This window comes from Amycolatopsis sp. cg9, from assembly GCF_041346945.1.
In the GTDB taxonomy this organism is placed as follows: domain Bacteria; phylum Actinomycetota; class Actinomycetes; order Mycobacteriales; family Pseudonocardiaceae; genus Amycolatopsis.
In genome coordinates this window covers 3633212-3656968 of sequence record NZ_CP166850.1, presented here as the reverse complement: position 1 = coordinate 3656968, position 23757 = coordinate 3633212, and the positions used below count along the sequence as shown (strand labels likewise).

At 71.4% G+C, this 23757-nt stretch carries 24 protein-coding genes; 9 read left to right on the top strand and 15 right to left on the bottom strand.

What is annotated here, in order from left to right; translation table 11 throughout:
• Positions 1 to 2: 2 nt before the first annotated feature.
• The gene (locus AB5J73_RS17700) at positions 3 to 1775 is read right to left on the bottom strand and encodes a hypothetical protein (RefSeq protein WP_370970774.1); all 1773 of its coding nucleotides are present in this window, start codon (positions 1773 to 1775) and stop codon (positions 3 to 5) included.
• 19 nt (positions 1776 to 1794) lie between these two features.
• On the bottom strand, positions 1795 to 1989 hold the full coding sequence (locus tag AB5J73_RS17695) for a PspC domain-containing protein (RefSeq protein ID WP_370970773.1): 195 nt from the start codon (positions 1987 to 1989) through the stop codon (positions 1795 to 1797).
• A 285-nt stretch (positions 1990 to 2274) separates the two neighbouring features.
• On the opposite strand from AB5J73_RS17695, the gene AB5J73_RS17690 reads away from it, so the two are divergent.
• Entirely contained in the window at positions 2275 to 3135 is an 861-nt protein-coding gene (locus AB5J73_RS17690; RefSeq protein WP_370973218.1) for a hypothetical protein, read from the top strand.
• Between the two features lie 67 nt (positions 3136 to 3202).
• Here the strand turns inward: AB5J73_RS17690 and AB5J73_RS17685 are convergent, their stop codons facing one another.
• From AB5J73_RS17685 to AB5J73_RS17660, 6 genes are all read right to left on the bottom strand, one after another.
• The gene (locus AB5J73_RS17685) at positions 3203 to 4384 is read right to left on the bottom strand and encodes an ABC transporter ATP-binding protein (RefSeq protein ID WP_370970772.1); all 1182 of its coding nucleotides are present in this window, start codon (positions 4382 to 4384) and stop codon (positions 3203 to 3205) included.
• A 4-nt stretch (positions 4385 to 4388) separates the two neighbouring features.
• Positions 4389 to 5228 carry a carbohydrate ABC transporter permease gene (locus tag AB5J73_RS17680; RefSeq protein ID WP_086858878.1) on the bottom strand — a complete coding sequence of 280 codons (840 nt, stop codon included), beginning with the start codon at positions 5226 to 5228 and terminating at the stop codon, positions 4389 to 4391.
• Positions 5228 to 6199 (bottom strand): carbohydrate ABC transporter permease, encoded by a 972-nt coding sequence (locus AB5J73_RS17675; protein WP_370970771.1) that lies wholly within the window; start codon positions 6197 to 6199, stop codon positions 5228 to 5230. Before AB5J73_RS17675 ends, AB5J73_RS17680 begins: the two co-directional genes overlap by 1 nt.
• Positions 6196 to 7518 (bottom strand): ABC transporter substrate-binding protein, encoded by a 1323-nt coding sequence (locus AB5J73_RS17670; RefSeq protein WP_370970770.1) that lies wholly within the window; start codon positions 7516 to 7518, stop codon positions 6196 to 6198. The genes AB5J73_RS17675 and AB5J73_RS17670 overlap by 4 nt, the downstream gene beginning before the upstream one ends.
• 255 nt (positions 7519 to 7773) lie before the next feature.
• Positions 7774 to 8289: a general stress protein gene (locus AB5J73_RS17665; protein ID WP_163046823.1), complete on the bottom strand. Its 516-nt coding sequence runs from the start codon at positions 8287 to 8289 to the stop codon at positions 7774 to 7776.
• Positions 8290 to 8422: 133 nt separating this feature from the next.
• Entirely contained in the window at positions 8423 to 9619 is a 1197-nt protein-coding gene (locus AB5J73_RS17660; RefSeq protein ID WP_370970769.1) for an acyl-CoA dehydrogenase family protein, read from the bottom strand.
• A 131-nt stretch (positions 9620 to 9750) separates the two neighbouring features.
• Here AB5J73_RS17660 and AB5J73_RS17655 point away from each other — a divergent pair, with 131 nt between their 5' ends.
• Both AB5J73_RS17655 and AB5J73_RS17650 read left to right on the top strand, forming a co-directional pair.
• On the top strand, positions 9751 to 10101 hold the full coding sequence (locus AB5J73_RS17655) for a DUF4190 domain-containing protein (protein ID WP_370970768.1): 351 nt from the start codon (positions 9751 to 9753) through the stop codon (positions 10099 to 10101).
• Between the two features lie 34 nt (positions 10102 to 10135).
• The gene (locus AB5J73_RS17650) at positions 10136 to 10795 is read left to right on the top strand and encodes a DUF4190 domain-containing protein (RefSeq protein ID WP_370970767.1); all 660 of its coding nucleotides are present in this window, start codon (positions 10136 to 10138) and stop codon (positions 10793 to 10795) included.
• On the opposite strand, the gene AB5J73_RS17645 is transcribed toward AB5J73_RS17650, so the two are convergent.
• Complete coding sequence (locus AB5J73_RS17645; RefSeq protein ID WP_370970766.1) at positions 10792 to 11643, bottom strand: slipin family protein; 852 nt, start codon at positions 11641 to 11643, stop codon at positions 10792 to 10794. The two genes, AB5J73_RS17650 and AB5J73_RS17645, sit on opposite strands and share 4 nt — an antisense overlap.
• Before the next feature lie 92 nt (positions 11644 to 11735).
• Here AB5J73_RS17645 and AB5J73_RS17640 point away from each other — a divergent pair, with 92 nt between their 5' ends.
• The 4 genes from AB5J73_RS17640 to AB5J73_RS17625 are packed head-to-tail and all read left to right on the top strand — an operon-like array spanning position 11736 to position 15593.
• Complete coding sequence (locus tag AB5J73_RS17640; RefSeq protein WP_370970765.1) at positions 11736 to 12647, top strand: aminoglycoside phosphotransferase family protein; 912 nt, start codon at positions 11736 to 11738, stop codon at positions 12645 to 12647.
• Between the two features lie 10 nt (positions 12648 to 12657).
• Entirely contained in the window at positions 12658 to 13935 is a 1278-nt protein-coding gene (locus tag AB5J73_RS17635) for a magnesium transporter MgtE N-terminal domain-containing protein (protein WP_370970764.1), read from the top strand.
• Entirely contained in the window at positions 13928 to 14437 is a 510-nt protein-coding gene (locus AB5J73_RS17630; RefSeq protein ID WP_370970763.1) for a DUF1003 domain-containing protein, read from the top strand. The genes AB5J73_RS17635 and AB5J73_RS17630 overlap by 8 nt, the downstream gene beginning before the upstream one ends.
• A 10-nt stretch (positions 14438 to 14447) precedes the next feature.
• On the top strand, positions 14448 to 15593 hold the full coding sequence (locus AB5J73_RS17625; RefSeq protein WP_370970762.1) for an Mrp/NBP35 family ATP-binding protein: 1146 nt from the start codon (positions 14448 to 14450) through the stop codon (positions 15591 to 15593).
• 105 nt (positions 15594 to 15698) lie between these two features.
• Here the strand turns inward: AB5J73_RS17625 and tatB are convergent, their stop codons facing one another.
• The 4 genes from tatB to sigE form a co-directional block, all read right to left on the bottom strand.
• The gene (gene tatB / locus AB5J73_RS17620) at positions 15699 to 16109 is read right to left on the bottom strand and encodes a Sec-independent protein translocase protein TatB (protein ID WP_290051750.1); all 411 of its coding nucleotides are present in this window, start codon (positions 16107 to 16109) and stop codon (positions 15699 to 15701) included.
• A gap of 78 nt (positions 16110 to 16187) precedes the next feature.
• Positions 16188 to 17705 (bottom strand): trypsin-like peptidase domain-containing protein, encoded by a 1518-nt coding sequence (locus AB5J73_RS17615; protein ID WP_370970761.1) that lies wholly within the window; start codon positions 17703 to 17705, stop codon positions 16188 to 16190.
• A 180-nt stretch (positions 17706 to 17885) separates the two neighbouring features.
• Positions 17886 to 18539: an anti-sigma factor gene (locus AB5J73_RS17610; protein ID WP_370970760.1), complete on the bottom strand. Its 654-nt coding sequence runs from the start codon at positions 18537 to 18539 to the stop codon at positions 17886 to 17888.
• Positions 18536 to 19147 (bottom strand): RNA polymerase sigma factor SigE, encoded by a 612-nt coding sequence (gene sigE / locus AB5J73_RS17605; protein ID WP_370970759.1) that lies wholly within the window; start codon positions 19145 to 19147, stop codon positions 18536 to 18538. Before sigE ends, AB5J73_RS17610 begins: the two co-directional genes overlap by 4 nt.
• 190 nt (positions 19148 to 19337) lie before the next feature.
• Between sigE and AB5J73_RS17600 the strand changes: the two genes are divergently transcribed.
• Positions 19338 to 19982 carry an O-methyltransferase gene (locus AB5J73_RS17600; protein ID WP_086865531.1) on the top strand — a complete coding sequence of 215 codons (645 nt, stop codon included), beginning with the start codon at positions 19338 to 19340 and terminating at the stop codon, positions 19980 to 19982.
• Between the two features lie 88 nt (positions 19983 to 20070).
• On the opposite strand, the gene AB5J73_RS17595 is transcribed toward AB5J73_RS17600, so the two are convergent.
• The gene (locus tag AB5J73_RS17595; protein ID WP_370970758.1) at positions 20071 to 21255 is read right to left on the bottom strand and encodes an MFS transporter; all 1185 of its coding nucleotides are present in this window, start codon (positions 21253 to 21255) and stop codon (positions 20071 to 20073) included.
• Positions 21256 to 21305: 50 nt separating this feature from the next.
• Here AB5J73_RS17595 and AB5J73_RS17590 point away from each other — a divergent pair, with 50 nt between their 5' ends.
• A complete protein-coding gene (locus AB5J73_RS17590; protein ID WP_370970757.1) occupies positions 21306 to 22295 on the top strand; it encodes a LysR family transcriptional regulator in 990 nt (329 codons plus the stop codon).
• Here the strand turns inward: AB5J73_RS17590 and AB5J73_RS17585 are convergent.
• Positions 22220 to 23674, bottom strand: coding sequence for a M17 family metallopeptidase (locus tag AB5J73_RS17585; protein WP_370970756.1), 1455 nt, complete (start codon positions 23672 to 23674; stop codon positions 22220 to 22222). The two genes, AB5J73_RS17590 and AB5J73_RS17585, sit on opposite strands and share 76 nt — an antisense overlap.
• Positions 23675 to 23757: the final 83 nt, after the last annotated feature.

Sequence of the window (23757 nt, the reverse complement as noted above, 5' to 3'; positions counted from 1 at the left end):
GCTCAGTCCACGCAGTTCGCCAAGGCCCGGGCAGCGTCCCCGCGGATCGCGTCGTCCTCGACGATCCCGCGCCACCCGCCCGGCGACGACAGCCGCTCGTCCCTAGCCAGCAGGCCGCGCAGCACCGGGGCCGCCGCCGCGGGGAGCGGACCCAGCTCGGCGAGCGTCCGCACGGCCTCGGCCGTCCCTCGCGCCGCTTCCGTGAGCAGGGCCTCGACGTCTCCCGTCAGCCACGCGAGCGCGCAGGCGACCGCCACTTCTTCGCCGTCGAACTGCCGCAGCGCGGGCGCGTGGTGCGCTGCCGCCGGACCGAGGGAGGCCAGGCGCCGGACCGCCGCCGGTTCGCGGCGGGCGAGACCTTCGGCCAGGAGGTCGTCGGCGGCCGCCGGATCGCCGCCGAGGAGAGCCAACGTGGTCGCAGCCGCACTGCGGGCCGCCCACGGCAGCTCCGCGCGGTGCGCGGCCTCGCTCAGCACCCGCTCGTCGCCGGCGCCCAGCGCCCCGAGCGCGTCGGCGCACCATTCCACGACTCGCGGGTCGGCCGAACCCAGGTGCGGGATCAGGTAGTGCGCCGCCGGAGCGGCCACCGGGCCCCACGCCGTCAGCAAGCGCGTCACCTGGAGCACGGTCGGCGCGTCCGCCGGGTGCCGCAAGAGGTCGCCGAGCCACGGCAGGATCTCGGCGGCGAACTCCGGAACACCGCCGAACAGCTCGCGCAGCAGCGGCGCCTGCCCCAGCGGCGTCAGGTGCCAGGCCCCGTTGACGGCGAGCTGTGCTGCCCGCACCCGGTCGGGGATCCGGGCCAGCTGCGGCGCCACCGCGCGGCGATCCCGCAGCCGCAGCAGCGCCCACAACGCCACGTCCCGGACCTCGGCGACGACGTACGCGCCGAGCTGCTCCGCCGGGGAGTCGTCCTCCGTCAGCGCGAACAGCCGGTCGGCGTACGCGGCCGACGCCGGTGCCACGGACGCGAGCACCGCGGCGGCCCGGCCCCGCTCCGCCGTTTCCAGCAACCGCCCGAACACCGGGACCAGCGCCCCGGTCACCGATCGCCGGGCGGAGACGAGCGCGAAGGCGACGTCGAACACCGCGGCGTGCAGCGGCGGGTGCGTGGTCAGCGCGAGCAGCACCGCCGCCCGCGGCCCCGGCGCCAGGGGCGCGACCGCCCACTCCAGGACGTGCGCCGGCTCGTGAAAGCCGTGCAGGCCTTCGTATGCGGACAGGTCGCCACGCAGCGCTCCGATGAGCCGGTCCACCGGGGCTTCGCCGGTGATCCGGGCGATCGACGTCAGCGCGGCGAGGGTGAGCACGGCTTCGGCGGCCCGCTCGGCCAGCCACGGCAGCACGCTCTCGCCGCCCTGCTCGGCGATCGCGACGACGAGCCCGACGCGGACGGCATCGGTGCGTTCCCGCCCGAAGCGGTCGAGCAGCGCCGCGCCATCGGCCGCCGGCACCAGCGCGGCCGCTCGCCGGACCTCGGCGGCCGGATCGTCGAGCAGGGCGGTCAGCCTCGGGACCGCCGCCGCCCAGACAGCGGGCCAGCGCTCGTCCGGCGTCGCGGCGCGGGCGGCGCGGGCGACCTCCTCGACGACGAAAAGCACTTCGGGGCGCATCGGGGCTCGCCGGTCCTCGACGTGCCGCAGCAGCTCCGGCAGCGCGTCCGACGCGGCCGGCAGCCACTCCCCCGGTGCCGGCCGGAGCGCGTCCGCCAGGTGCAGGAAACCCAGCGTCGGCTCGCCTTCGAGCAATTCGCGAAGCGCCCCGTCCCACCGCACCGTCGCAGGGTAGCGGCGATCACTCGGACGGGATGACCGCCCACAGGACCAGGTAGGCCACGAACTGCGGGCCGGGCAGCAGGCAGGACAGCACGGCCAGCAGCCGGACCGTGCCGGGCTTCATGCCCCACCGCTGCGCCAAGCCGGCGCAGACGCCGCCGATCATGCGGCCGTGGTGCGGGCGGGACAGTCGCCGGGTGACCGGTGCGCTCATCGTCGTTTCCTTTTCCTCGAAGTTCCGATGAACCCAGTTCACCACCGGAGGACCCGCCGCCGCATCGCTCGCGGGAAGGACCGCTCCCTTAGGGGACGGTAAAGCCGAAAAACATTCGTGAGCCCGGCAAAACCCGGCCGCCCGGCCGGAAATCGCCTGAACTGCGGGTTCGCCGCCCGCGGTACCGGAAATACTGAGAGATGTCCCCGTCAGGGCTGGTTTTTCCGGCCGATGTGGTGATACTTGCACCCCGTGTACCCCCGTGCGAAAAGCTTGGCCGTCGCGATGTTCTGCGCCCTGCTCACGGCGGCGTGCTCGACGACGCAGGCGGCGCCCGACCGGTCCGGCCCGTCGCCGCTGACGACGTCCACCGCGCTCGGCGACTTCGGCACGATCGACTTCTGCAGCCTCCTGAACGTGGCCGAAGTGGCGCCCGGCGCGGTCGCCGTGCCGACGTTCGAGACCTGCCAGGCCGCCCGCGGCGCGCAGGCGATCCAGCTCGGGCCGCTGGCGTTCGACTCCGATCCGAACCTCAAGCCCTACGCCTACGCCGGCCCGGTGCCCGACGGCGTGGCGATCCAGCAGTCGATGTTCAACGACCGCAGCGCGTGCACCCGCGCGATCACCTTCGCCGACGGCAACCGGCTCGACCTGTCGGTCACCGACACCGGCACCGACCAGGCCGGCCGCTGCGGCGTCGCGGACGCGACCATCGGCTCGGTCCTGACCGCCGTCACCGCGGGCAAGGTCGGCCGGCTGACGTTCCCGGACCGGTCGTGGGGGCGGGTGGCGCCGTGCGTGCTGCTCGACAACCACGACCTCGACGGCGCCGCGGGCCCGGGCAGCAAGCCGACGACCGGCCTGTCCGGGCACAGCTGCATCCGCGGCAAGGTCAGCCTCAAGCTGACGGTGGAGACGACGCCGGCCGCCACCCCACCGGAAACCCTCGGCGGCCGCCCGGCCCGGGTCCGGACCGCGGGCGCGTTCTGCCTGGTCGACACCACCCAGCCGGCCCCGGGCCTGCCGGGCCGCCGCGAGCTGGCGGAGATCAGCGTGGTGGAGACGGCGGGCACGGCGAACGACGCCACGTGCGCACTGGCCCGCACGGCGGCGACGTCGATCTTCCCGCGCCTGCCGACCCCCTGAAACGCCGTGAAGGCCACCTCGAGGAACTTCTCGTTCCTCGAGGTGGCCTTCACGAACCACCGGCGGCTCAGTCCTCGTACGTCAGGTTCTTGCCGTTCGAGGGGTCGAACAGCTTGATCTTGTCCGCGTCGTACCAGACCTCGAGGTCCGCGTTCTCCGCCGCGGACGACTCGGCCGACAGGCGGGCCACGACCTGGGATTCGCCGCCCGGGACGTCGGACGAACCGCTGTCCGCGGCCAGTTCCGCCAGTTCCTCGGAGGTCGCCGTTTCGCCCTCCAGCGTGAAGTGGGCGAACTTCTCCGACCCCATCGACTCGAGCACGTCGATGTGCGCGGTGAAGGTGGCGCCGCCGGACTTCTGACCGGCCTCCACCAGTGCCGCGTCCTCGAAGTGCTCCGGCCGGATGCCGACGATCAGCTCACGCGGGGCGTCGGCCCGCTCCACCAGCCGGCGGACGCGGTCGGTCAGCGGCGTCGTGCCCAGTGCGCTGCGCAGCTCGTTGTTCTCCAGCGTCGCCGGGACGAAGTTCATCGACGGCGAGCCGATGAACCCGGCCACGAACAGGTTCGCCGGGTTGTCGTAGAGGAACTGCGGCGAGCCGATCTGCTGCACGTACCCGGCCCGCAGCACCACGACCCGGTCGCCCAGTGTCATGGCTTCGGTCTGGTCGTGCGTCACGTACAGCGTCGTGGTGCCGAGCTGCTTCTGGATCTTCGACACCGACGTCCGCATCTGGCCGCGCAGCTTGGCGTCCAGGTTGGACAGCGGCTCGTCCATCAGGAACGCCTTCGGGTTCCGGACGATCGCCCGGCCCATCGCGACGCGCTGGCGCTGGCCACCGGAGAGGTTGGCCGGCTTGCGGTCCAGGTGCGCGGTCAGGTCGAGGATCGTCGCCGCCTCTTCGACCTTCGCCCGCACCGTCTTGTCGTCCACTTTGGCCAGTCGCAGCGGGAAGGCCATGTTCTCCCGGACGCTCATGTGCGGGTAGAGCGCGTAGGACTGGAACACCATCGCGATGTCCCGGTCCTTCGGGGCCTTCTCGTTGACGCGCTTGCCGTCGATGCGCAGCTCGCCCGAGGAGATGTCCTCCAGGCCGGCAACCATGTTCAGCGTCGTCGACTTCCCGCAGCCGGACGGGCCGACCAGGATGATGAACTCGCCGTCGGCGATGGTGATGTCCACTTCGGACACTGCGAGGGCGCCGTCGGGGTACTTCTTCGACACCTTGTCGAGCACGATCTCTGCCATAGCGCTACCCCTTCACCGCACCGGAGGTCAGCCCCGCCACGATGCGACGCTGGAAGAACAACACGAACACAATGATCGGGATGGTGATCACGACCGCCGCCGCGCTCACCTGCCCGGTCGGGTCCTCGAACTGCGAGGACCCGGTGAAGAACGACAGTGCCGCCGGTACCGTGCGCGACGCCGTGGTCGACGTCAGCGAGATGGCGAACAGGAAGTCGTTCCAGCAGAAGATGAACACCAGGATCGCCGTGGTGAACACGCCCGGCGCGGCCAGCGGCGCGATCACCTTCCGGAAGGCCTGGGCCGGCGTCGCGCCGTCCATCTTCGCCGCTTTTTCCAGCTCCCACGGGATTTCCCGGAAGAACGCCGACAGCGTGTAGATCGACAGCGGCAGCGCGAACGTGATGTAGGGCAGGATCAGCCCCGGCCACGTGTCGAACAGCGCCAGGTTCCGCTCGATGTTGAACAGCGGCGTCACCAGCGACACCTGCGGGAACATCGCGATCAGCAGCGAGAGCCCGACCAGCAGCTGCTTGCCGGGGAACTCCAGCCGCGCGATCGCGTACGCGGCCATCGTGCCCAGCACCACCGCGATCACCGTCGAGATGATCGCGATGCCGATGGAGTTCACCAGCGCCAGCAGGAACTCCGACGTCTGGAAGATGTCCGCGTAGTTCTGCCAGGTCCACGACCGCGGGATGAAGTTCCCGTCGGTCAGCGTGTCCTTGGTCTTGAACGACAGCGAAACCACCCAGAGCACCGGCACCAGCGCGAACACCAGCACGAGGATGTCGACCAGGCCCCACCTGACCTTGCGGCCCGTCGTGACGGTTCCCATCACCATCAGCGCTTACCCCCGTCGTCCGTGCCCGGCGCGGCCGTGCCGAACACCTTGATGAAGATGAAGGCGATGATCGCGACCGTGAGGAAGATCAGCACCGCCATCGTCGATCCGATCCCGAGGTTGAGCCCCTTGACCAGGTTGTTGTAGGTCTGCATGGAAACCGACCCGGTGTCCTGCGCGCCCGAGGTGAGCACGTAGATGTTGTCGAAGATGCGGAACGCGTCCAGTGTGCGGAACAGCAGCGCCACCAGGATCGCCGGCTTCATCACCGGCAGCATCACCTTGGTGAACCGCTGCCACGCGCTGGCGCCGTCCATCGCGGCGGCCTTGAGCAGGTCGTCCGGCACCAGGGCCAGGCCGGCCATCAGCAGCAGCGCCATGAACGGCGTGGTCTTCCACACCTCGGCGCCGATGATGATGAACAGCGACGGCCACTGCTCGGTGAGCGGTGCGCCGTCGGCGGCCAGCCAGTTCGCCAGGTAGCCGGTCTTCGGCGTCCACGCGTAGTACCACGAGAACGCCGCGACGACCGTGACGATGCCGTACGGGATCAGCGCGACCGTGCGCACCAGCCCGCGTCCGACGAGCGTCCGGTGCATCACCAGCGCCAGCGCCATGCCGAGGACGAACTCGATCGCCACCGACACCACGGTGAGGAACATCGTGGTGCCGAACGCGGTCCACCAGTACGAATTGGACAGCACGGCCCCGTAGTTGTCGAAGCCGACGAACTCCTGCTGCGCCGGGAACCGGAGGTCGTACCGCTGCAGCGACAGCCAGATCGAGTAGAGGATCGGGTAGCCGGTGACCGCGATCATCACGACGAACGCGGGCGCGCACAGCCAGAGCCCGAGCCGTCGTTCGGCCTTCTTCCCTTCGGAGAGCGCGGGTTTGCCCTTCTTGTGGGACGTCGCCTCCTTGGCGACGGTGGCCCCGGCGGCGTCGGCCGGGGTCGAGTCCTGAACGGTCACGGGACCACTCCCTTCGACTGAAGCGCGTCACTGAGCTGTTCCCGCAGCTTGTCCGCGGTGGCCTTCGGATCGATTTCGGCCGGCGGTGAAAGCAGCTTCGACATCACCGTCGACAGGTTCTGGTACGCCGGGGTGAGCGGCCGCACGGCGGCGTCCTTCAGCGCCTCGAGGATCGAGTCGCGCATCGGGTACTTGATCGCCATGTTCGGGTTGTCGTCGCTCGCCGGCTTGGCCGCGTCGAGCGGCGTGTCGTTGTGGTACACCGATTCGATGGTCGGCGGCACGCCGTCGTTGATCGCGGAGAACTTCTGGTTCTCCGGGTTGCGCAGGCACAGGGCCGCTTCGAACGCTTCCGGCTTGTGCTGCGAAAGCGAGCTGACCGCGAGGTTGAACCCGCCGATGGTGGTCTTGGCCGGCGTGCCGGGCACCGCTTCGGGGTAGACCGTCCACTTGAAGTGGGAGAGGTCCTGCGGCTTCTCCTTGGCGTAGGCCGGGTAGACGAAGGGCCAGTTCAGCTGGAACGCGGCGTCACCGCGCTGGAACGCCTGCCGGACCTGGTCCTCCTTCGAGTTGGACAGCGACGGGTCGGTGATCCCGCTCGAGGACAGCGTCTTGAGCAGTTCGAGCGCCTTGACCGCGCCGTCGTCCATCACCACGGACTTGCCGTCGTCGGACAGGATGTGCCCGCCCATCGACGCGACGAGGCTGTTGTAGAAGACGACCAGCCCTTCGAACTGCGCGCCGGGGAAACCGATGTCGTACGGCTTGCCCTGCGCCTTGAGCTCCTTCGCCTCCTGGATCATCTCGTCCCACGTCTTCGGCGGGGTCGGGGTGATCCGGTCGTCGTACCAGAGCAGCTGGACGTTCGTGTTCTTCGGAGCCGCGTAGAGCTTCCCGTTGTGGGTCGCCGTTTCCAGCGGCCCCTGCAGGACGCCCTGCGACGCCTCGGCCTTGGCCGCACCGGTCCACTCGTCGACCCAGCCGGCTTCGGCGAACTCCGAAACCCAGGTCACGTCGAGACCGAGGACGTCCATCGAGGTGTCCCCGGCGGCGAGCCGCCGGGCCATCTGCAGGCGCTGGTCGTCCGCGGCGCGCTGCGTCTTGTTGTAGACGATTTCGTAGCGGCCGTTCGCCGCCTGGTTGCAGTTGTCGACGACTTTCTGGAAGCTGTCTTCGGGCGCGTAGTAGACGTTGATCTTCAGTCCACCGCCCGATCCGCAACCGGCCAGCAGACCGGTCACCAATGCCCCTGCCCCCAGCAGGACCGCGGCACGGCCGGGCGAGCGTCCCCGTTCGCCCGCGCCGATCCTCTTCCCCATAAGGCCTCCTCACCCGCGTGCACGCCGGTTACCGCGGTACCCGGTGGGCACCGCGACGCGATGAGGCGAACCGCGCCAGCACCCCGACGTGCTAGTGCTCGGGCCGCCGCGCTGGTTGGGCGAGGCCGCCCGACTGGTGTCGGACAACTTATGCCGGGCGATCACACCCCGCAAGCAGTATCGGTAACGATTCAGCCCACCGCGCGCCGAATCGTGATTTTTCGCTGGTAGAGGCGCAGTTCTAGGGGTTGGCGGCTAGGGGTTCGGTTTGAGCGCGAGCTTGGCGAGCAATTCGCGCCCCTGCTCGGCGGAACGCGGCTGGCACAGCACGTCGTACCGGCCGGCGACGAGCTGGCTCGCCGAGGAGAAGTCCCGCCGCCCCCGCGACATGCTGTACCCGATGGCGGCGAACATCAGCCCGGACAGCACGCCGAGCACCAGCCCGGTGAGCAGCTGCAGCGCGAACCCCTGGTTGACGAACAGCCCGAGCAGCAGCCCGGCGAACAGGCCGAACCAGGCGCCGGACACCGCGCCGGTGCCGAGCACGCGCCCCCAGGACAGCTTCCCGATGACGCGTTCGACGAGCATCAGGTCGACGCCGACGATGGTGACGTCGGAGACGGAGAACTCGCTGTCCGCGAGGAAGTCGACGGCCTGCTGCGCCTCGCCGTAGGTCGCGTACGACCCGATCGGCCAGCCGGTCGGCGGGGTCGGCAGCCGTGGCAGGTTGCCGGGCGCCCGGTTCCCGCCGAAGGGACTACTCACCATCATCACCTGCGCACTCGTGGTCTCGGGCGTCCATCTTGTCAAGAACGCCCGGACCGTGCGAGCCGCTTACCCCGAAAGGCCGGACACTTCCCATGTCGACAAGTCGTTTCGCACTTTCCCTGGGAAAGTGGCGGCCTCAGGAGCGGGACTTGTACTCCCGCAGCAGGCCGCGGCTGATGATGGTCTTCTGGATCTCGCTCGTCCCCTCGCCGATCAGCAGGAACGGCGCCTCGCGCATCAGGCGCTCGATCTCGTACTCCTTCGAGTACCCGTACCCGCCGTGGATGCGGAACGCGTCCTGCGTGACCTCCGCGCAGTACTCCGAAGCGATCAGCTTCGCCATCCCGGCCTCGACGTCGTTGCGCTCGCCCGAATCCTTCAGGCGCGCCGCGTTCACCATCATCAGGTGGGCGGCCTCGACCTTCGTCGCCATCTCGGCCAGCTTGAACGCCACGGCCTGGTGCTCGGCGATCGCCTTGCCGAACGTCTTGCGCTGCTGGGCGTACTCCACCGCGAGCTCGAACGCGCGGATCGCGATGCCGCACGCCCGCGCCGCGACGTTCACGCGGCCGACCTCGACACCGTCCATCATGTACGCGAAGCCCTTGCCCGGCGCCTCGCCGAGGACCATGTCCGCACCGATCCCGAAGCCGTCGAAGACCGCTTCGGTCGTGTCGACGCCCTTGTAGCCCATCTTGTCGATCTTGCCGGGGATGGTCAGGCCGGGCGCCACCTCGCCGAAGCCCTCCGGCTTCTCGACCAGGAACGTGGTCAGGTTCTGGTGGGCCTTCTCGGCCCCTTCGTCGGTCTTGACGAGCAGCGCGATCAGGTTCGACGAGCCGCCGTTGGTCAGCCACATCTTCGAGCCGTCGATGACGTAACCGTCGCCGGTCTTCTTCGCCTTGGTCTTGATCGCGGCGACGTCCGAGCCGAGGTCCGGCTCCGACATCGAGAACGAGCCGCGGACCTCGCCGGTCGCCATGCGCGGCAGGAAGTGCTGCTTCTGCGCTTCGGTGCCGTGGCGGGAGATCATGTGCGCCACGATGAAGTGGGTGTTGATCACGCCGGACACGCTCATCCAGCCCCGCGCGATCTCCTCGACGACCAGCGCGTACGTCAGCAGTGACTCGCCGAGCCCGCCGTACTCCTCCGGGATCGTGATCCCGAACAGGCCCATCTCCTTCATGCCCTCGACGATGTCCGCCGGGTAGGTGTCGGAGTGCTCGAGCTCCTGGGCGTGCGGGATGACCTCCTTGTCCACGAACTGGCGGACGGTCGCGAGGATCTCCGACTGCACGTCGGTGAGGCCGGCGGTCTGGGCGAGACGGGCCATCACGGCTCCCTTTCCGGAATACGACGCCGCTCCCGGCGCTGGGTTACCGGTGAGTATGACCCGAAAAGCCGGACCCTGCTATGAGGGCGCTCACGATTCCCGCCGTAGAGTGCGGCGCGGAGGGGAGCACCATGACTTATCCGCAGGACCCGAACAACCCGTACGGTCAGCAGTACGGCTACCAGCAGCCCGGCTACCCGCAGTACCCCGGCTACCCGGGCGGGATGCAGCGCCCGGTGGAGGGCTCGGGCCTCGCGGTCGGGTCGCTGGTCTGCTCGATCCTCGGCCTCGTCCTGTGCTTCGTCGTGGGGATCGCGGGCATCATCATGGGCCACATCGCCTACGGCAAGGCCAAGCGCGGCGTCGCCGAAGGGCAGGGCCTCGCGCTGGCGGGGATCATCATCGGTTACGCCTCGATCGCGCTGAACATCGGCCTGCTCGCCCTGTTCATCGGCATCGGCGCGCTCAACGGCTGGCGCTAGCCTTGGCTTCCCGCACGCACCGAGGGGACCCGTCATGACCGACCCGTCCGGGGACAAGGACCGTCCGGCCGCCGACCCGACCGTGGCCTACGACCCGCCGCCGGCCGCCGAACCGGCGTCCTACGAGCCGGAGTCCTACGACCCGCCGGCCGGCGACGCCACGATCGCGGACACCACCGTCGCCGGCCCGGCCACCGAGACCGGCACGACGACCGAGCCCGGCCCGGCCGCGGACGCGGCCGAGCCTGCCGTCGCTGCGGAGCAGCCCGGCCCGCTGCCGCCCGGCTCGTTCGAAACGCCGGCCGCGCACATCCCCGGCACGCCGTACGCCGCTCCGGGCCAGCCGCAGCCGGTGTACGCGCCGCCCGCCTACCCGCAGCAGCCGTACCCGCAGTACCGGTCGTACGTGACGCCGCCGCAGTACCCACAGCCGTACGGGGCCGTCGCCCGCGGGCAGGACAACGCGCTGGCGATCGGCGCCCTGGTCTGCTCGATCCTCGGCTTCTGCTCCGGCGTCACCGCGATCGCCGGGCTGGTCATGGGCCACATCGCGCTGAGCAAGACGAACCGCGGCGAAGCGGGCGGCCGCGGCCTGGCCACGGCCGCCGTGATCGTCGGCTACGTCGTCATCGCGCTCTGGGTCGGGTTCTTCACCACCTTCATCGTCCTGAGCGCGAACGGGCAGCTGACCTAGTCCGGCAGCACCGCGTCGCCCGGGCTGCGCGGTGCCGGGGTCGCGTGGCCGTTCACCTCCGGCTTCGCCTCGGCCGGCGGTTCGGCCGGCGCGGGCTTCGGCGTCTGGGCGTCCAGGAACCGCAGCAGCTCCACCGGGAACGGCAGCACCAGCGTCGAGTTCTTCTCCGCCGACACCTGCACGACGGTCTCCAGCAGCCGCAGCTGCAGCGCCGAAGGGGTGTCGGCCATCGTCGCCGCGGCCTGCGCGAGCTTGTGCGACGCCTGCAGCTCGCCGTCGGCGGAGATGACGCGCGCGCGCCGTTCCCGCTCCGCCTCGGCCTGCCGCGACATCGAGCGCTTCATCGCCTCCGGCAGCGCGACGTCCTTGATCTCGACGCGGTCGATGTGGATGCCCCAGTCCAGCGCGGGGCTGTCGATCATCAGCTCCAGGCCCTCGTTGAGGCGTTCGCGGTTGGAGAGCAGGTCGTCGAGGTCGCTCTTGCCGATGATCGAGCGCAGCGACGTCTGCGCGACCTGGCCCACCGCCGACCGGTAGTCCTGCACGTTGACCGCCGCGACCACCGGGTCGATGACCTTGAAGTAGACGACCGCGTCGACCCGGACGGTGACGTTGTCGCGGGTGATGCCGTCCTGGGCGGGGATCGGCATGGTGATGATCTGCATGTTGACCTTCTGGATCCGGTCCGCGAACGGCACCAGCACCGCCAGCCCCGGCTCCCGGACCTTCGCCCGCACCCGGCCGAACCGGAACACGAGCCCGCGTTCGTACTGCTTCACCACGCGCAAGCTGGCCGCGAGCCAAGCCCCTCCCGCGACGACGACGGCGCTGAGGATCTCCACCACCATGACTGCTCCCGGGGTTGCGTTTTCCCCTGAAATCCCAGCGTACGCCCGCCACGACCATGACGAAACGCGCTGGACGGGACTGCCAGGCTGGGGTGGTGACCGACCTTCGCGTGCCTCCCCTGTTCGCCGCCCGCGCGCCCCGGGTGCTCGGCCCGGAAGCCGTCCCGTGGCTGGCGGACCTGCCCCGGCTCGCCGCCCGGTACGCGCGCGAGTGGGGCCTGACGTTCGAGGGCGAGGCGATGCACGGCTACGTCGGCGTGGCGCAGCCCGCGCGCCTTCCCGACGGCACGCCGGTGGTGCTGAAGCTCGGCTGGCGCGACGAAGAGTCGGCCGACGAGCCGCTCGCACTGTCCACATGGGCCGGTCGGGGTGCGGTGCTGCTGCTGGACTCCGCGCCCGCCGACGGCGTCCTGCTGCTCGAACGGCTCGACGCGGCCCGCACCCTGGACGACCTCCCGCTGACCGAGGCGATCCCGCTCGTCGGCGGGCTGGCGCGGCGCCTCGCCGTCCCCGCGCCGTCGTCGATGCGGCGGCGGCTGCGCACCGAAGCCGGGATCCTCGCCGAAGAGCTCCCCCGCCGCTGGGCCGAACTCGGCGAGCCGTTCGAGAAGCGGCTGGTCGACGACGCCGTCGCGATCTGCCGCGAACTCGGGCCGTCGGCGGGTGACCTGCTGGTGAACGAGGACCTGCACTTCGAGAACGTCCTCGCGGGCACGCGCGAGCCGTGGCTGGTCATCGACCCGAAACCGCTCGCCGGCGACCTCGAGTGGGGCGTCATCCCGTTGTTCTGGAACCGCTTCACCGAGTCCACACTGGACGAACGGTTCGCGCTGATCGTCGCCTCGCACGAGCTGGACGCCTCGAAGGCGCGCGCCTGGACGCTCGTGCGAGCCGTGCAGAACTGGATCTGGCTGGTCGAGGAGTTCGCCGAGACCGGCGAGGAGAGCGACGACCCGGCGTTCGTCACAGTGCCGGAAATCGCTGTCTGGGCAGCCAGCCGATAGTGTCAGCGGCATGGCCGCGGTCAACAGGGTTTTCGCAGCTCAGCTGTCCGGTCTGCCCGTGTTCGGGCCGGACGGCGAGTCGATCGGCCGGGTCCGCGACCTGGTGGCCGGGCTGCGGCTCGACGCGCAGCCGCCGCGGATCCTCGGGCTGGTCGTCGAGCTGAGCACGCGGCGGCGCGTCTTCGTGCCGATGCTGCGGGTCACCGGGATCGAACCGACCGCCGTGACGCTCGCCACCGGCTCGGTGAACATGCGCCAGTTCGTCCAGCGGCCCAACGAGGTCCTGGTGCTCGGCCAGCTGCTCGACGCGCACGCCGCGCTCACCGCGTCCGGCACCCGCATCACCGTCGTCGACGCCGGGATGGAGCCGACCCGCACGCGCGACTGGGTGCTGGCCAAGCTGGCCATCCGGGAGCGGCGGGGCGGGCTGGGCCGCCGCCGCGCGGCGATGCAGGTGCTGCCGTGGTCGGAGGTCTCCGGGCTGGGCCTGGCCGACCTCGGCGCGCAGCCCCAGGGCGCCGGCCAGCTGCTCATGCTGTTCGACACCATGCGCCCGGCCGACATCGCCGCGACCGTGCGCGACCTGCCGCTCAAGCGCCGCCACGAGGTCGCCGACGCGATGGACGACGAGCGCCTCGCCGACGTCATCGAAGAGCTGCCGGACGACGACCAGAAGGAGCTGCTGGCGTACCTGGCCGAGGAGCGCGCCGCCGACGTCCTGGAGGCGATGAACCCCGACGACGCGGCCGACCTGCTGGCCGAGCTCGCCCCGGCCGACCAGAGCCGGCTGCTCGAGCTGATGGAGCCCGAGGAGTCCGCGCCGGTCAAGCGGCTGCTGGAGTACTCGTCGGACACCGCGGGCGGTCTGATGACGCCGGAGCCGGTGGTGCTCACCCCGGACACGACGATCGCCGAGGCGCTCGCCCACATCCGCAACCCCGAGCTGCCCCCGGCGCTGGCCAGCATGGTGTTCGTCTGCCGCCCGCCGACCGCGACGCCGACCGGGCGCTACGTCGGCGTCGTCCACTTCCAGCGGCTCCTGCGCGAACCGCCGGCGGAGCTCGTGGCCAGCGCCGTCGACACCGGGCTGCCACCGCTGAAACCGGGCGCCTCGCTGGCCGAGGTCACGCGGTACTTCGCGGCCTACAACCTGACCTGCGGGCCGGTCATCGACACCGAGGACCACCTGATCGGCGCGGTGACCGTCGACGACGTCCTCGACCACCTGCTGCCCGAGGACTGGCGCGAGACCGGGCTGCACGACTCCATGGAGGAACACCGTGCCTGAGCTGACGCCGGGACGGCGGCTCGACCAGCCCCGCGGCCAGAACCGGTTCAGGCTGAACATCGACCCGGACACCTTCGGCCGGCTGTCCGAGCGGCTGGCGCGGTTCCTCGGCACCGGGAAGTACCTGTTCTGGCAGACGATGATCGTGATCGTCTGGATCGTGCTGAACCTGGCCGCGGTCTCGCTGCAGTGGGACCCGTACCCGTTCATCCTGCTCAACCTGGCCTTTTCGACGCAGGCGGCGTACGCGGCGCCGTTGATCCTGCTCGCGCAGAACCGCCAGGACGACCGCGACCGCGTCTCCCTGGAGGAGGACCGGAACCGGGCCCTGCAGACGAAAGCCGACACCGAATACCTGGCCAGGGAGCTGGCGGCGCTGCGGCTGGCGGTCGGCGAGGTGGCCACCCGGGACTACCTGCGCAGCGAACTGGACCGGCTCCGGGAGGACCTCGCGGTGAAGCCGCGGAAGGCCAAGGCGGACCGGAGTCCTACCGGCTCGTAACATGGACGGGGTGACCAGTACTCAGCAGCTCCCCAGCGTCGACGACGTCCGCAGCGCGCTGAAGAGCGTGCAAGACCCGGAGATCCGGAAACCCATCACGGACCTGGGGATGGTCAAGGACGTGGTCGTCGGCGACGACGGCGTCGTGACGGTCGGGATCTACCTGACGGTCGCGGGCTGCCCGCTGAAGGCGACGCTGACCAACGACACGAAGGAAGCCGTCGCGAAGCTCCCGGGCGTCGTGGACGTGCGCGTCGAGCTGGACGTCATGAGTGACGAGCAGCGCTCCGAGCTGCGCAAGTCCCTCCGCGGGGACGCGGCGGAGCCGGTGATCCCGTTCGCGCAGCCGGGCTCGATGACCCGCGTGTACTGCGTGGCCTCGGGCAAGGGCGGCGTCGGCAAGTCGTCGGTCACGGTGAACCTGGCGGCGTCGATGGCCGCCCGCGGCCTTTCGGTGGGTGTCGTGGACGCCGACATCTACGGCCACTCGATCCCCCGCATGCTGGGCGCGCGCGAGAAGCCGACCAAGGTCGACACGATGATCATGCCGCCGCAGTCCCACGGCGTGAAGGTGATCTCGATCGGCATGTTCACCCCGGGCAACACGCCGGTGGTGTGGCGCGGCCCGATGCTGCACCGCGCGCTGCAGCAGTTCCTGGCGGACGTGTTCTGGGGCGACCTGGACATCCTGCTGCTGGACCTGCCGCCGGGCACCGGCGACATCGCGATCTCGGTGGCCCAGCTGATCCCGAACGCGGAGATCCTGGTGGTCACCACCCCCCAGCAGGCGGCGGCCGAGGTGGCCGAGCGCGCCGGGGCGATCGCGCTGCAGACGCGCCAGCGCGTGGCGGGCGTCATCGAGAACATGTCGTGGCTGGAGCAGGCCGACGGCTCCCGCCTGGAGATCTTCGGCGCCGGCGGCGGCCAGACGGTGGCCGACTCGCTGACGAAGTCGATCGGCTCCGAGGTGCCGCTGCTCGGCCAGGTCCCGATGGACCCCCGGGTGGTCGCCCAGGGCGACGCGGGCACGCCGATCGTGCTGTCCGAGCCGGAAGCACCGGCGTCGGTGGTGCTGAACGACGTCGCGAAGAAGCTCTCGGTCCGGGCGCGCGGCCTGGCGGGGATGATGCTGAACGTGACCCCGGCCGGCCGCTGACCCGAACACCCCAATGTGGCGTTGGGTGCGTTGAACGCACCCAATGTGGCGTTCGGTGCGTCCAGCGCACCGAACGCCACATTGGGGCGCTTGAGAAGTGGCGGGCTACGTGGCGTCGGGGTCGATCGGCGGGCGCTCGCCCGGCTTCAACGGTTCCGGCTGGGACTGGGTCTGACCGACCGTCGTGCCGTTGGACCCGTTCGTCCCGTTGGTGCCGTTCGTGATGCCCTTCAGGCCCAGCGGGTCCGCGTCGCCGTCGAACAGGTGCTGCGTCACCACGCGCTTGGGGTCGAAGTTGCGCAGGCCGCGCAGGTCTTCGAGGGGTTTGCGGAGCTGGTCGAACTCCGGGCCCATTTCCTCGCGCAGCTGCTCACGGGCGCCGGTCGCGAAGTCGCGGACCTTCTTCACGCTCTTCGCCAGCCAGGAGGCCGCCTCGGGGAGGCGTTCCGGGCCGAGGATGAAGAGACCGGCGATGATGAGGACGAGGATTTCGCCCCACCCGACGCTGTCGAACACCAGTCAACCTCCGCAGCTGAACCTACCCGCCCAGGGTACCCGCAGCCCGCCGTGCGCCGGCAGGCCGAACACGGGAACTCAGTCGGAAGCCAGGGTTACGTCCACGACGAAGCTCGCGCCGTCGCGGGCCAGCGACACCGGGACCACTTCGCCGACGTCGTGCGCGCGGACCGCGACCGTCAGTTCCGCGGAGTCGCGAACCAGCCGGTTGCCGATCTTCGTGATCACGTCGCCCTCCTTGATGCCCGCGTTCGCGGCCGGGCCGCCGGGGGCGACGTTCTTGACCTGGGCGCCCATCGTGGACGAGCCGGCGACCGTCGACGACGCGTTGATGCCGATGTCCGCGTGCTGGACCTTGCCGTCCTTGATCAGCGCCTTCGCGATCTTGATCGCGTAGTCGCTCGGGATGGCGAAGCCGATGCCGATGCTGCCGCCGTCCGCGCTGGACGAGCGGATCGACGAGTTGATGCCGACGAGCGCGCCGGTGGAGTCGACGAGCGCGCCGCCCGAGTTGCCGTGGTTGATCGCGGCGTCGGTCTGGATGGCCTCGTAGGTGACCGGCGGGGCGCCGCTGTCGCCGCCCGCGGTGATCGGCCGGTTCAGCGCGCTGACGATGCCCGCGGTGACGGAGTTCTGCAGCGCGAGCGGCGAGCCGATCGCCATCACGGTGTCGCCGACCTGCAGGTCCGCGGACTTGCCGATCTGCAGCACGGTCGGGTTGGTGACGTTCACCTTCACGACGGCGAGGTCGGTCTTCTGGTCGGCGCCGACGAGCTTGGCCTCGGTGCGGGTGCCGTCGACGAAGATCGCGGTGACCTTGACGCCCTGGTCCGCGGCGGCGGAGGCGATGACGTGCTCGTTGGTGAGGATGTAGCCCTGCGGGTCGATCATCACGCCGGAGCCCTGCTCGCCGGATTCGGCGCCCGGCTTGAAGACCTCGAGCGAAACGACGGCGGGCGCGACGCGCTTGGCGATCTCGGCGACCGAACCGGCCGGGCGTTCCTTGGCGGCCTCGGCTTCCGAGATCGTCGCGGACCCGGTGAGCTCGGTGCCGGTGTCGCCGACCCACCAGCCGACGAGGCCGCCGACCGCGCCGATGAGCAGCGCGACGACCCCGAGCAGGGCCAGCGCCTTCGGCTGCACGCGCCGTCCGAAGAGCACCTCGGGCAGGCTGAGCAGCGCCCCCGGCGGCCGCTTGGCGGGCTTTTCCTCGTCCTCGGCGGGCACGGCGGGCCCGGCCAGCACGGCGCCGGCGCCCGGATCGCGCCACGGGTCGCTCGTGCTGTTCCACAGCGGCGGATCGGCTTCCTTCGGCTCACCGGTGGCTTCGCGCGGCCGTTCGAGCAGCACCCCCTCGGCCCCGGGCGGCCGCCGGAAGGCTTCGGCGAGCGACTCGGGCGCGGGCGGCGCGAGGTTGACGCCGTTGGCCCGCTGCGGGGTGTAGAGCTTGTCGAACGCCCCGTCGACGCCCTGCGGCCGGCCGAACACGGCGGCCTGGGCGGGATCGACGGCGGGCCGCGCGAGCGGCCGCGGACCCAGCCGGTCGGCATCAGGCGCGCCGGGCTGCTCGGGATTCACGTTCGGCTCGGTCATCATTCCCCGGTGCAGAAGAAGATCAGGTGGCTGGGCGTGACGATACCCAAGCCCAGTGCTCCGAGTCTGCCGGTCCGCCGGTGAAGTGGCTGTTTCTTGGGCCGCGCCAGGAGGGGTGACTCGCCTCCGAACACGACGAAGGCCGCCTCGAGGGTTTCCTCGGAGCGGCCTCGGTCAAGCAGTTCAGCGGATCCCGGCCGGAACCGCCGCCGGTGAGCTCACCGGGGTCGAGGTCGGTGCCGGCTTCGGCTGGGGTGGCACCGCCAGCTGGGCCGGGAGCAGGTTCGCCGGCTGCGGTGCGCCGCCACCCTGCTCGGGGCCGCCGTCACCGTCCGCGGACGTCCCGACCAGAGCCAGTGCGCTCAGCACCAGCCCGGACACGACGACCCCGGCGCCCTGCGCGGCCCGGCGCTTGAACCGGCCACCACCGAGGACGTTCGGCGACTGGCCCAGCGGAGCCGATGATCCCAACGGGGCCACACCGCCCAGCACGCCGGCGTCACGCAGGCCCGCGACCCGGTCGGGGCGCTGGACGGCGACGAGCTGGCCGTCGGCCGTGATCGCCAGGTTGTCCGGGGTGCCCGGCAGCTCGGTGTGCTGCGGGATCGACTGCAGGCTCGCGAGGAACCCCGCCGACATCGACGGGGCACCGGCGTGCCGGATCGTGTCGACCGTCTGCCGCTGGGCGCGGACCTCCGCCGCGCACGCCTGGCAGCGCGTGATGTGCGACGCCGCGCGGTCGCGGGCGCCGTGCGAAAGCTCGCCGTCGACGAACGCCACGACGACGTCCGGGAGAAGGTGCGACTCGGGGAGTCCCCAGCCTCGCGGTGCGGTCATACCGACACCTTCGCAGACTCCGGTGCGTAAGCGCGCCGTCGCTCGAGCGACGCGCGCAGCGCCTGGCGGCCGCGGTGGATCCGGCTGCGGACGGTGCCCAGCTTGACACCGAGGGTCGCGCCGATCTCCTCGTACGACAGGCCTTCGACGTCGCACAGCACGACCGCGGCGCGGAACTCCGGGGGCAGCTCGTCGAGCGCCGCCTGCAGGTCCGGGTCCAGGTGGGTGTCCGAATAGACCTGCTCGGGGCTCGGGTCGTCGCCCACGATGCGGTCGGTGTCCTCGGGCAGGCCTTCCATCCGCACGCGCGAGCGGCGGCGGGCCATGTCCAGGAAGAGGTTGGTGGTGATCCGGTGCAGCCAGCCCTCGAACGTGCCCGGCTTGTACGACGCGAGCGAGCGGAAGACCCGGATGAAGGTCTCCTGCGTAAGGTCCTCGGCGTCGTGGGTGTTGCCGGTCAGGCGGTAGGCGAGCCGGTAGACCCGGTCGCCGTGTTCGCGCACGACCTCGTCCCAGGACGGCGGCGTCCAGGCCGCTTCGTCCAGGGTCACCGGCTGAGCCCCGGCATCGGCAACGGCGTTCTGCATCGCGGGAGCAGGCACCTCCATCTGCGTCTCTCCTGTCTGCTCCACCCAACGCGGGCTGTCGCCACGGTGTTCCCGTGTGTCCGGATTTCAGTCTGTCGGGGTTCCTTATGGTTCTAGTGAGACTGGACTGAGAGCAGGCTGAGAAGTTCTTCCCGGGTGCTTACCAGGGAGCCTGCGAGGATTTATCGACAACCAACGCTAACCTCCGTGCGTGAACACGCCCACCCCTGCGGCCGCACCGGCCGATTCCGGGTTCGTCGACGGGTACCTGCCCGACGACGAGGTGCTGTCTTCGGCGCGGGCACGGGCCGAGGACCTGGGCTGCGTCCCGCTCAGCGCGGGTGCGGGCGCGACGCTGCGCTTCCTGGCCGCGACGCTGCGGGCGAAGGCGGTCGTCGAGGTCGGCACGGGCGCCGGCGTCAGCGGGCTGAGCCTGCTGCGCGGCATGGCCCCCGACGGCATCCTGACCTCGATCGACGTCGAGCCGGAGTACCAGCGGGCCGCGCGCGCGACGTTCCGCGAGGCCGGCTACGCACCGGGCCGCACGCGGCTGATCATCGGCCGCGCCCTGGACGTGCTGCAGCGGCTCACGCCGGGCGGGTACGACCTGGTGTTCGTCGATTCCGCGCACATCGAGTACCCCGGGTGCTACGAGCTGGGCGTTTCGCTGCTGCGGCGGGGCGGGATCATCGCGTTCCACAACGTGCTGGCGGGCGGCCGGGTGATCGACCCGTCGCACCGGGACCCGGAGACGCTGGCGCTGCGCGAGGTGGCGCGAGCGTTCCGCGAAGACGACCGCCTGGTCCCGGCCCTGCTCCCGGTGGGCGGCGGCCTGCTGGTCGCGGCGGCGATCTGACTCAGCTCGCCACAGCCCTCGCGAGCCTGCGGACAACTCGCTTTCCGCGGAGGGTACCGCCGGGGCGCCGAATCCCTGCCGCTCCGACTCAGCTCGCCACGAGCTCCCGCCGCACCGCGCGCACCCGCGTCCCGGCGGCGACCGCCGCGACCGCCAGCAGGAGCCACACCACCACCAGTGCGATCAGCCACGGCCAGCCCTCGTGGCCGTAGACCCACGCGCCCGCCGCGCCGCCGACGCTGCTGCCCAGGTAGTACGTCGCCGTGTACATGCCGCCGACCTGGCCGCGCGCGTTCTCGGGGGCGTCGGCCGCCGCCCAGCCGTTCGCGACCGCGTGCGCGGCGAAGAACGCGCAGGTCAGCACCAAGAACCCCGCGATGACCAGCGGCAGTGAGTCGGGCAGGGTCAGCGCCGCGCCGGCGGCCGTCAGCAGCAGGGCGCCGACGAGCGCGCGGCGGCGGCCGACCCGGGCGACCAGCCGGCCGGCCGCGGCCGACGACACCGAGCCGGTCGCGTAGGCCAGGAACACCAGCGACGCGATCGCCGGGGACAGGTCGAGCGGGTCACCGGTCAGGCGGAAGCCGGCGGCGTTGTAGAGCGCGACGAACGAGCCCATCGCGAGCAGCGCGACCGCGTACTGCGCGAGCAGCACCGGCTTGCCCAACGCCGTGACCAGGCCCTGGGCGACCGCGCGGAGCTGCACGTTCCCGCGCGGGCGGGTCCCCGGCGGCAGCGTCACGACGGTGATCGCCGAGCACACCGCGCCCACCCCCGCGACGACGTACAGCGCGCCGCGCCAGCCGAGCGGGCCCGCGGTGAACCCGCTGGCCAGCCTGCCGAGCATGCCGCCGATCGTGTTGCCGGCGATCATGGCGCCGACCGCGGCGGCGACGCCCGCGCGGCCCAGGCGTTCGGCCAGGTAGGCGGCCGCGACGCCGGGGAAGCCGGCGATCGCGATCCCCTGCAGCGCCCGCAGGACGAGCAGCGCCGGGTACGTCGGCATCAGGGGCAGCAGCAGGCCGAACACGACCGACGCGATGACCGACGTCAGGATCACCGGCCGCCGTCCGACCACTTCGGACAGCGCCGCGATCGGCAGCACGGCGATGGCGAGCGCGCCGGTCGCGACGCTGACCGCGAGCGCCGCTCCCCCGGGGTCGAGGTGGTATTGCGCGGCGAGCTGCGGCAGCACCGGCTGCGGGGCGTAGAGCAGGGCGAAGGAGGAGATCCCGGCCGCGGCGACGGCGGTCTTGACTCGGCGCGTGGAAGTCACGACCTGAAAGTAAGCAGAGCTAACCAATACGTCCAATGCGTTCACCTGGCATGATTCATGCGGTGACGTATGACTCGCTGTCGGCGCAGGTCGCGCCCCACCTGCCGCTGCTGGCCGCCCTGCGGAAGACGAGGAACGTCACACGCGCGGCCGAGCTGCTGGGCGTCCCGCAGCCGACGGTCAGCCGCCGGCTCGCGGCGCTGGCGGACGCGCTGGGCGCACCGCTGACGGTCCCGGACGGCCGCGGCATCCGCCTCACGCGCGCGGCGGACCTGCTGGCGGAGGCGGCGGAGCGCGGCCTCGCGGTGCTCGACACCGGCGTCCGGCTGGCACGGGAGGAGGTGTCACCGGAGTCGGGGCACGTGGTGCTCGGGTTCCTGCACCTGCTCGGCCGGTCACTGGTCCCGTCGTTGCTGCGCGGTCACCGGGCGCGACACCCGGGGGTGCGGTTCACGCTGGTCCAGGGCTCGCGGCAGGAGATGGTCGACCGCCTGGTGGCCGGCGAGCTGGACCTGGCGCTGCTGGCGCCGCTGCCGTCGGGGGTGCCGTCGCTGGCCTCGGCGGGCCTGGTGGACGAGGAGATCCTGCTGTCGGTCCCGGCCGGCCACCCCCTGGCCGAGCGCCGGTCGGTGCGGGTGTCGGAGCTGGCCGACGAGGAGTTCGTGCTGCTGGAGCAGGGCTACGGCGTGCGGACCCTGACGGACGAGCTCTGCGCGGAGGCGGGCTTCACGCCGCGGATCGCGTTCGAGGGCCAGGAGTCGGACACGGTCCGCGGCCTGGTGGCGGCGGGCCTGGGGGTGGCACTGCTACCGCGGTTCGGCCCGGGCAGCCCGGCGGGGGTGGCGGAAGTGCCGCTGTCGCCGCGGCCGTACCGGACGATCGGCCTGGCTTGGCGGGCGGAGGAGCCGATGACCCCGGCGGTGACGGGTTTCCGCGACCATGTGCTGACCGGGGTCTCCGCCCCTCAACCCAGCGACGCGGCCAGCTCCACCAGGGTCCGCGCCGCGAAGCCCGTCGCCCCCGGGACCACCTCGTCGTAGTTCTTCTCCGACCGCGCCGGGCCCGCGATGTCCAGGTGCGCCCACGGCAGCCCCGATGTGAACTCGCGCAGGAACAACGCCGCCGTGATGCTGCCCGGGCCGCCCGGCGTCTGCCGGACGTCGCCGAACTCGCCGCGGACGTTCTCCGCGTAGTCCTCGACCAGCGGCATGCGCCACCACGCCTCGCCCACGCGCGCGCCCGCCTCGATCACCGCGGTGGCCAGCGAAGAATCCGAAGCGAACAACCCGCCCGTTCGCAGGCCCAGCGAGACCTTCATCGCCCCCGTCAGGGTCGCCGCGTCGACGACGTAGTCCGGGCTGAACTTGCGGATGCCGTAGGCCAGCGCGTCCGCCAGGACCATGCGGCCCTCCGCGTCCGTGTTCGAGACCTCGGTCGTCTTGCCGCCGTAGTGGCGGACGATGTCGCCGGGCCGGTACGACGAGCCCGACACGTGGTTCTCCGCCGCGGGCACCAGCGCCGTCACGCGCACCGGGAGGCCCAGGGCCGCGATCGCTCGGGTGGCCGCGATCACCGCCGCGCCGCCCGCCATGTCCGTGCGCATCAGGTGCATGCCGTCGGCCGGCTTGATGGACAGGCCGCCGGTGTCGAACGTGATGCCCTTGCCGACCAGCAGCAGATGGCGAGAAGCCCCCGAAGGCTTGTAGGCCATCTCGATCAGGCGGGGCGGGCGGGCCGAGCCGCCGCCGACCGCCACGACGCCGCCGAAGCCCTGCGTCGCCAGCCACTTCTCGTCCCGGATCGTCACCTCGACCCCCGGGCCGGCCACCTTCGCCGCCGTGTCCGCCAGCCACGCCGGGCTCTTCACGTTCGACGGCGTGTTCGCCAGGTCGCGGGTCAGCGCCGTCGCCGCCGCCAACGCCGAAGCGCGGGCGACCAGCTCGCCGACGGCCGGGTCCGCGGTCACCAGCCGCACCGTCCGCACCGACGGCTTCGGGTCCTCGCCGGACACCTTGAAGCGGTACCCGCCCAGGAACAGCCCGAGCGCCAGCTCGGTCACGTGCTCGCCGGACGCCTCTTCCGGCAGCGCAACCTGCACCGCGCGGAATGCCTTGCCGCCGTTGTCGAGGTCCTCGGCCAACGCCGCCTTCACCGCGCGGACCAGCGCCGCGCCGGTCTTGCGGTACTGCTTCGGCTCGCCGTCGCCGAGGCCCGCCACCCAGCGGGGACCGTCGCCGGGGATCGTCTGCACGTCGCCCGCCTTGCCGGTGATCCGGATGCCGCCGACCTCGAGCGGCTCGGACTCGACGTCGTCCGCGGGCGCGGTCACGAGCCGGGCCGTCGGGGTGCCGCGGCGGAGCTCCGCCGTTACCTCGATGTCGAGCAGACTGGTCGGAACGGGGGGTAGCGGATTACGCACAGTGAGCAACCTCCGGGCGCTGAGGAACCGCGACCCCGGCCTCCGAAGGGAGACCGGGGTGCGACGGAAGGACGGTTCGAGGG

What these genes read in the sequence shown, in the direction of transcription:
- AB5J73_RS17690 (WP_370973218.1), top strand. Translation starts at nt 2,275, where the DNA reads ATGTTCTGCGCCCTGCTCACGGCGGCGTGCTCGACGACGCAGGCGGCG.
- AB5J73_RS17665 (WP_163046823.1), bottom strand. Translation starts at nt 8,289, where the DNA reads ATGATGGTGAGTAGTCCCTTCGGCGGGAACCGGGCGCCCGGCAACCTG.
- AB5J73_RS17610 (WP_370970760.1), bottom strand. Translation starts at nt 18,539, where the DNA reads ATGACCGCACCGCGAGGCTGGGGACTCCCCGAGTCGCACCTTCTCCCG.
- AB5J73_RS17650 (WP_370970767.1), top strand. Translation starts at nt 10,136, where the DNA reads ATGACCGACCCGTCCGGGGACAAGGACCGTCCGGCCGCCGACCCGACC.
- sigE (WP_370970759.1), bottom strand. Translation starts at nt 19,147, where the DNA reads ATGGAGGTGCCTGCTCCCGCGATGCAGAACGCCGTTGCCGATGCCGGG.
- AB5J73_RS17695 (WP_370970773.1), bottom strand. Translation starts at nt 1,989, where the DNA reads ATGAGCGCACCGGTCACCCGGCGACTGTCCCGCCCGCACCACGGCCGC.
- AB5J73_RS17615 (WP_370970761.1), bottom strand. Translation starts at nt 17,705, where the DNA reads ATGATGACCGAGCCGAACGTGAATCCCGAGCAGCCCGGCGCGCCTGAT.
- AB5J73_RS17645 (WP_370970766.1), bottom strand. Translation starts at nt 11,643, where the DNA reads ATGGTGGTGGAGATCCTCAGCGCCGTCGTCGTCGCGGGAGGGGCTTGG.
- AB5J73_RS17685 (WP_370970772.1), bottom strand. Translation starts at nt 4,384, where the DNA reads ATGGCAGAGATCGTGCTCGACAAGGTGTCGAAGAAGTACCCCGACGGC.
- AB5J73_RS17660 (WP_370970769.1), bottom strand. Translation starts at nt 9,619, where the DNA reads ATGGCCCGTCTCGCCCAGACCGCCGGCCTCACCGACGTGCAGTCGGAG.
- AB5J73_RS17590 (WP_370970757.1), top strand. Translation starts at nt 21,306, where the DNA reads ATGATTCATGCGGTGACGTATGACTCGCTGTCGGCGCAGGTCGCGCCC.
- AB5J73_RS17670 (WP_370970770.1), bottom strand. Translation starts at nt 7,518, where the DNA reads ATGGGGAAGAGGATCGGCGCGGGCGAACGGGGACGCTCGCCCGGCCGT.
- AB5J73_RS17635 (WP_370970764.1), top strand. Translation starts at nt 12,658, where the DNA reads ATGGCCGCGGTCAACAGGGTTTTCGCAGCTCAGCTGTCCGGTCTGCCC.
- AB5J73_RS17655 (WP_370970768.1), top strand. Translation starts at nt 9,751, where the DNA reads ATGACTTATCCGCAGGACCCGAACAACCCGTACGGTCAGCAGTACGGC.
- AB5J73_RS17680 (WP_086858878.1), bottom strand. Translation starts at nt 5,228, where the DNA reads ATGGTGATGGGAACCGTCACGACGGGCCGCAAGGTCAGGTGGGGCCTG.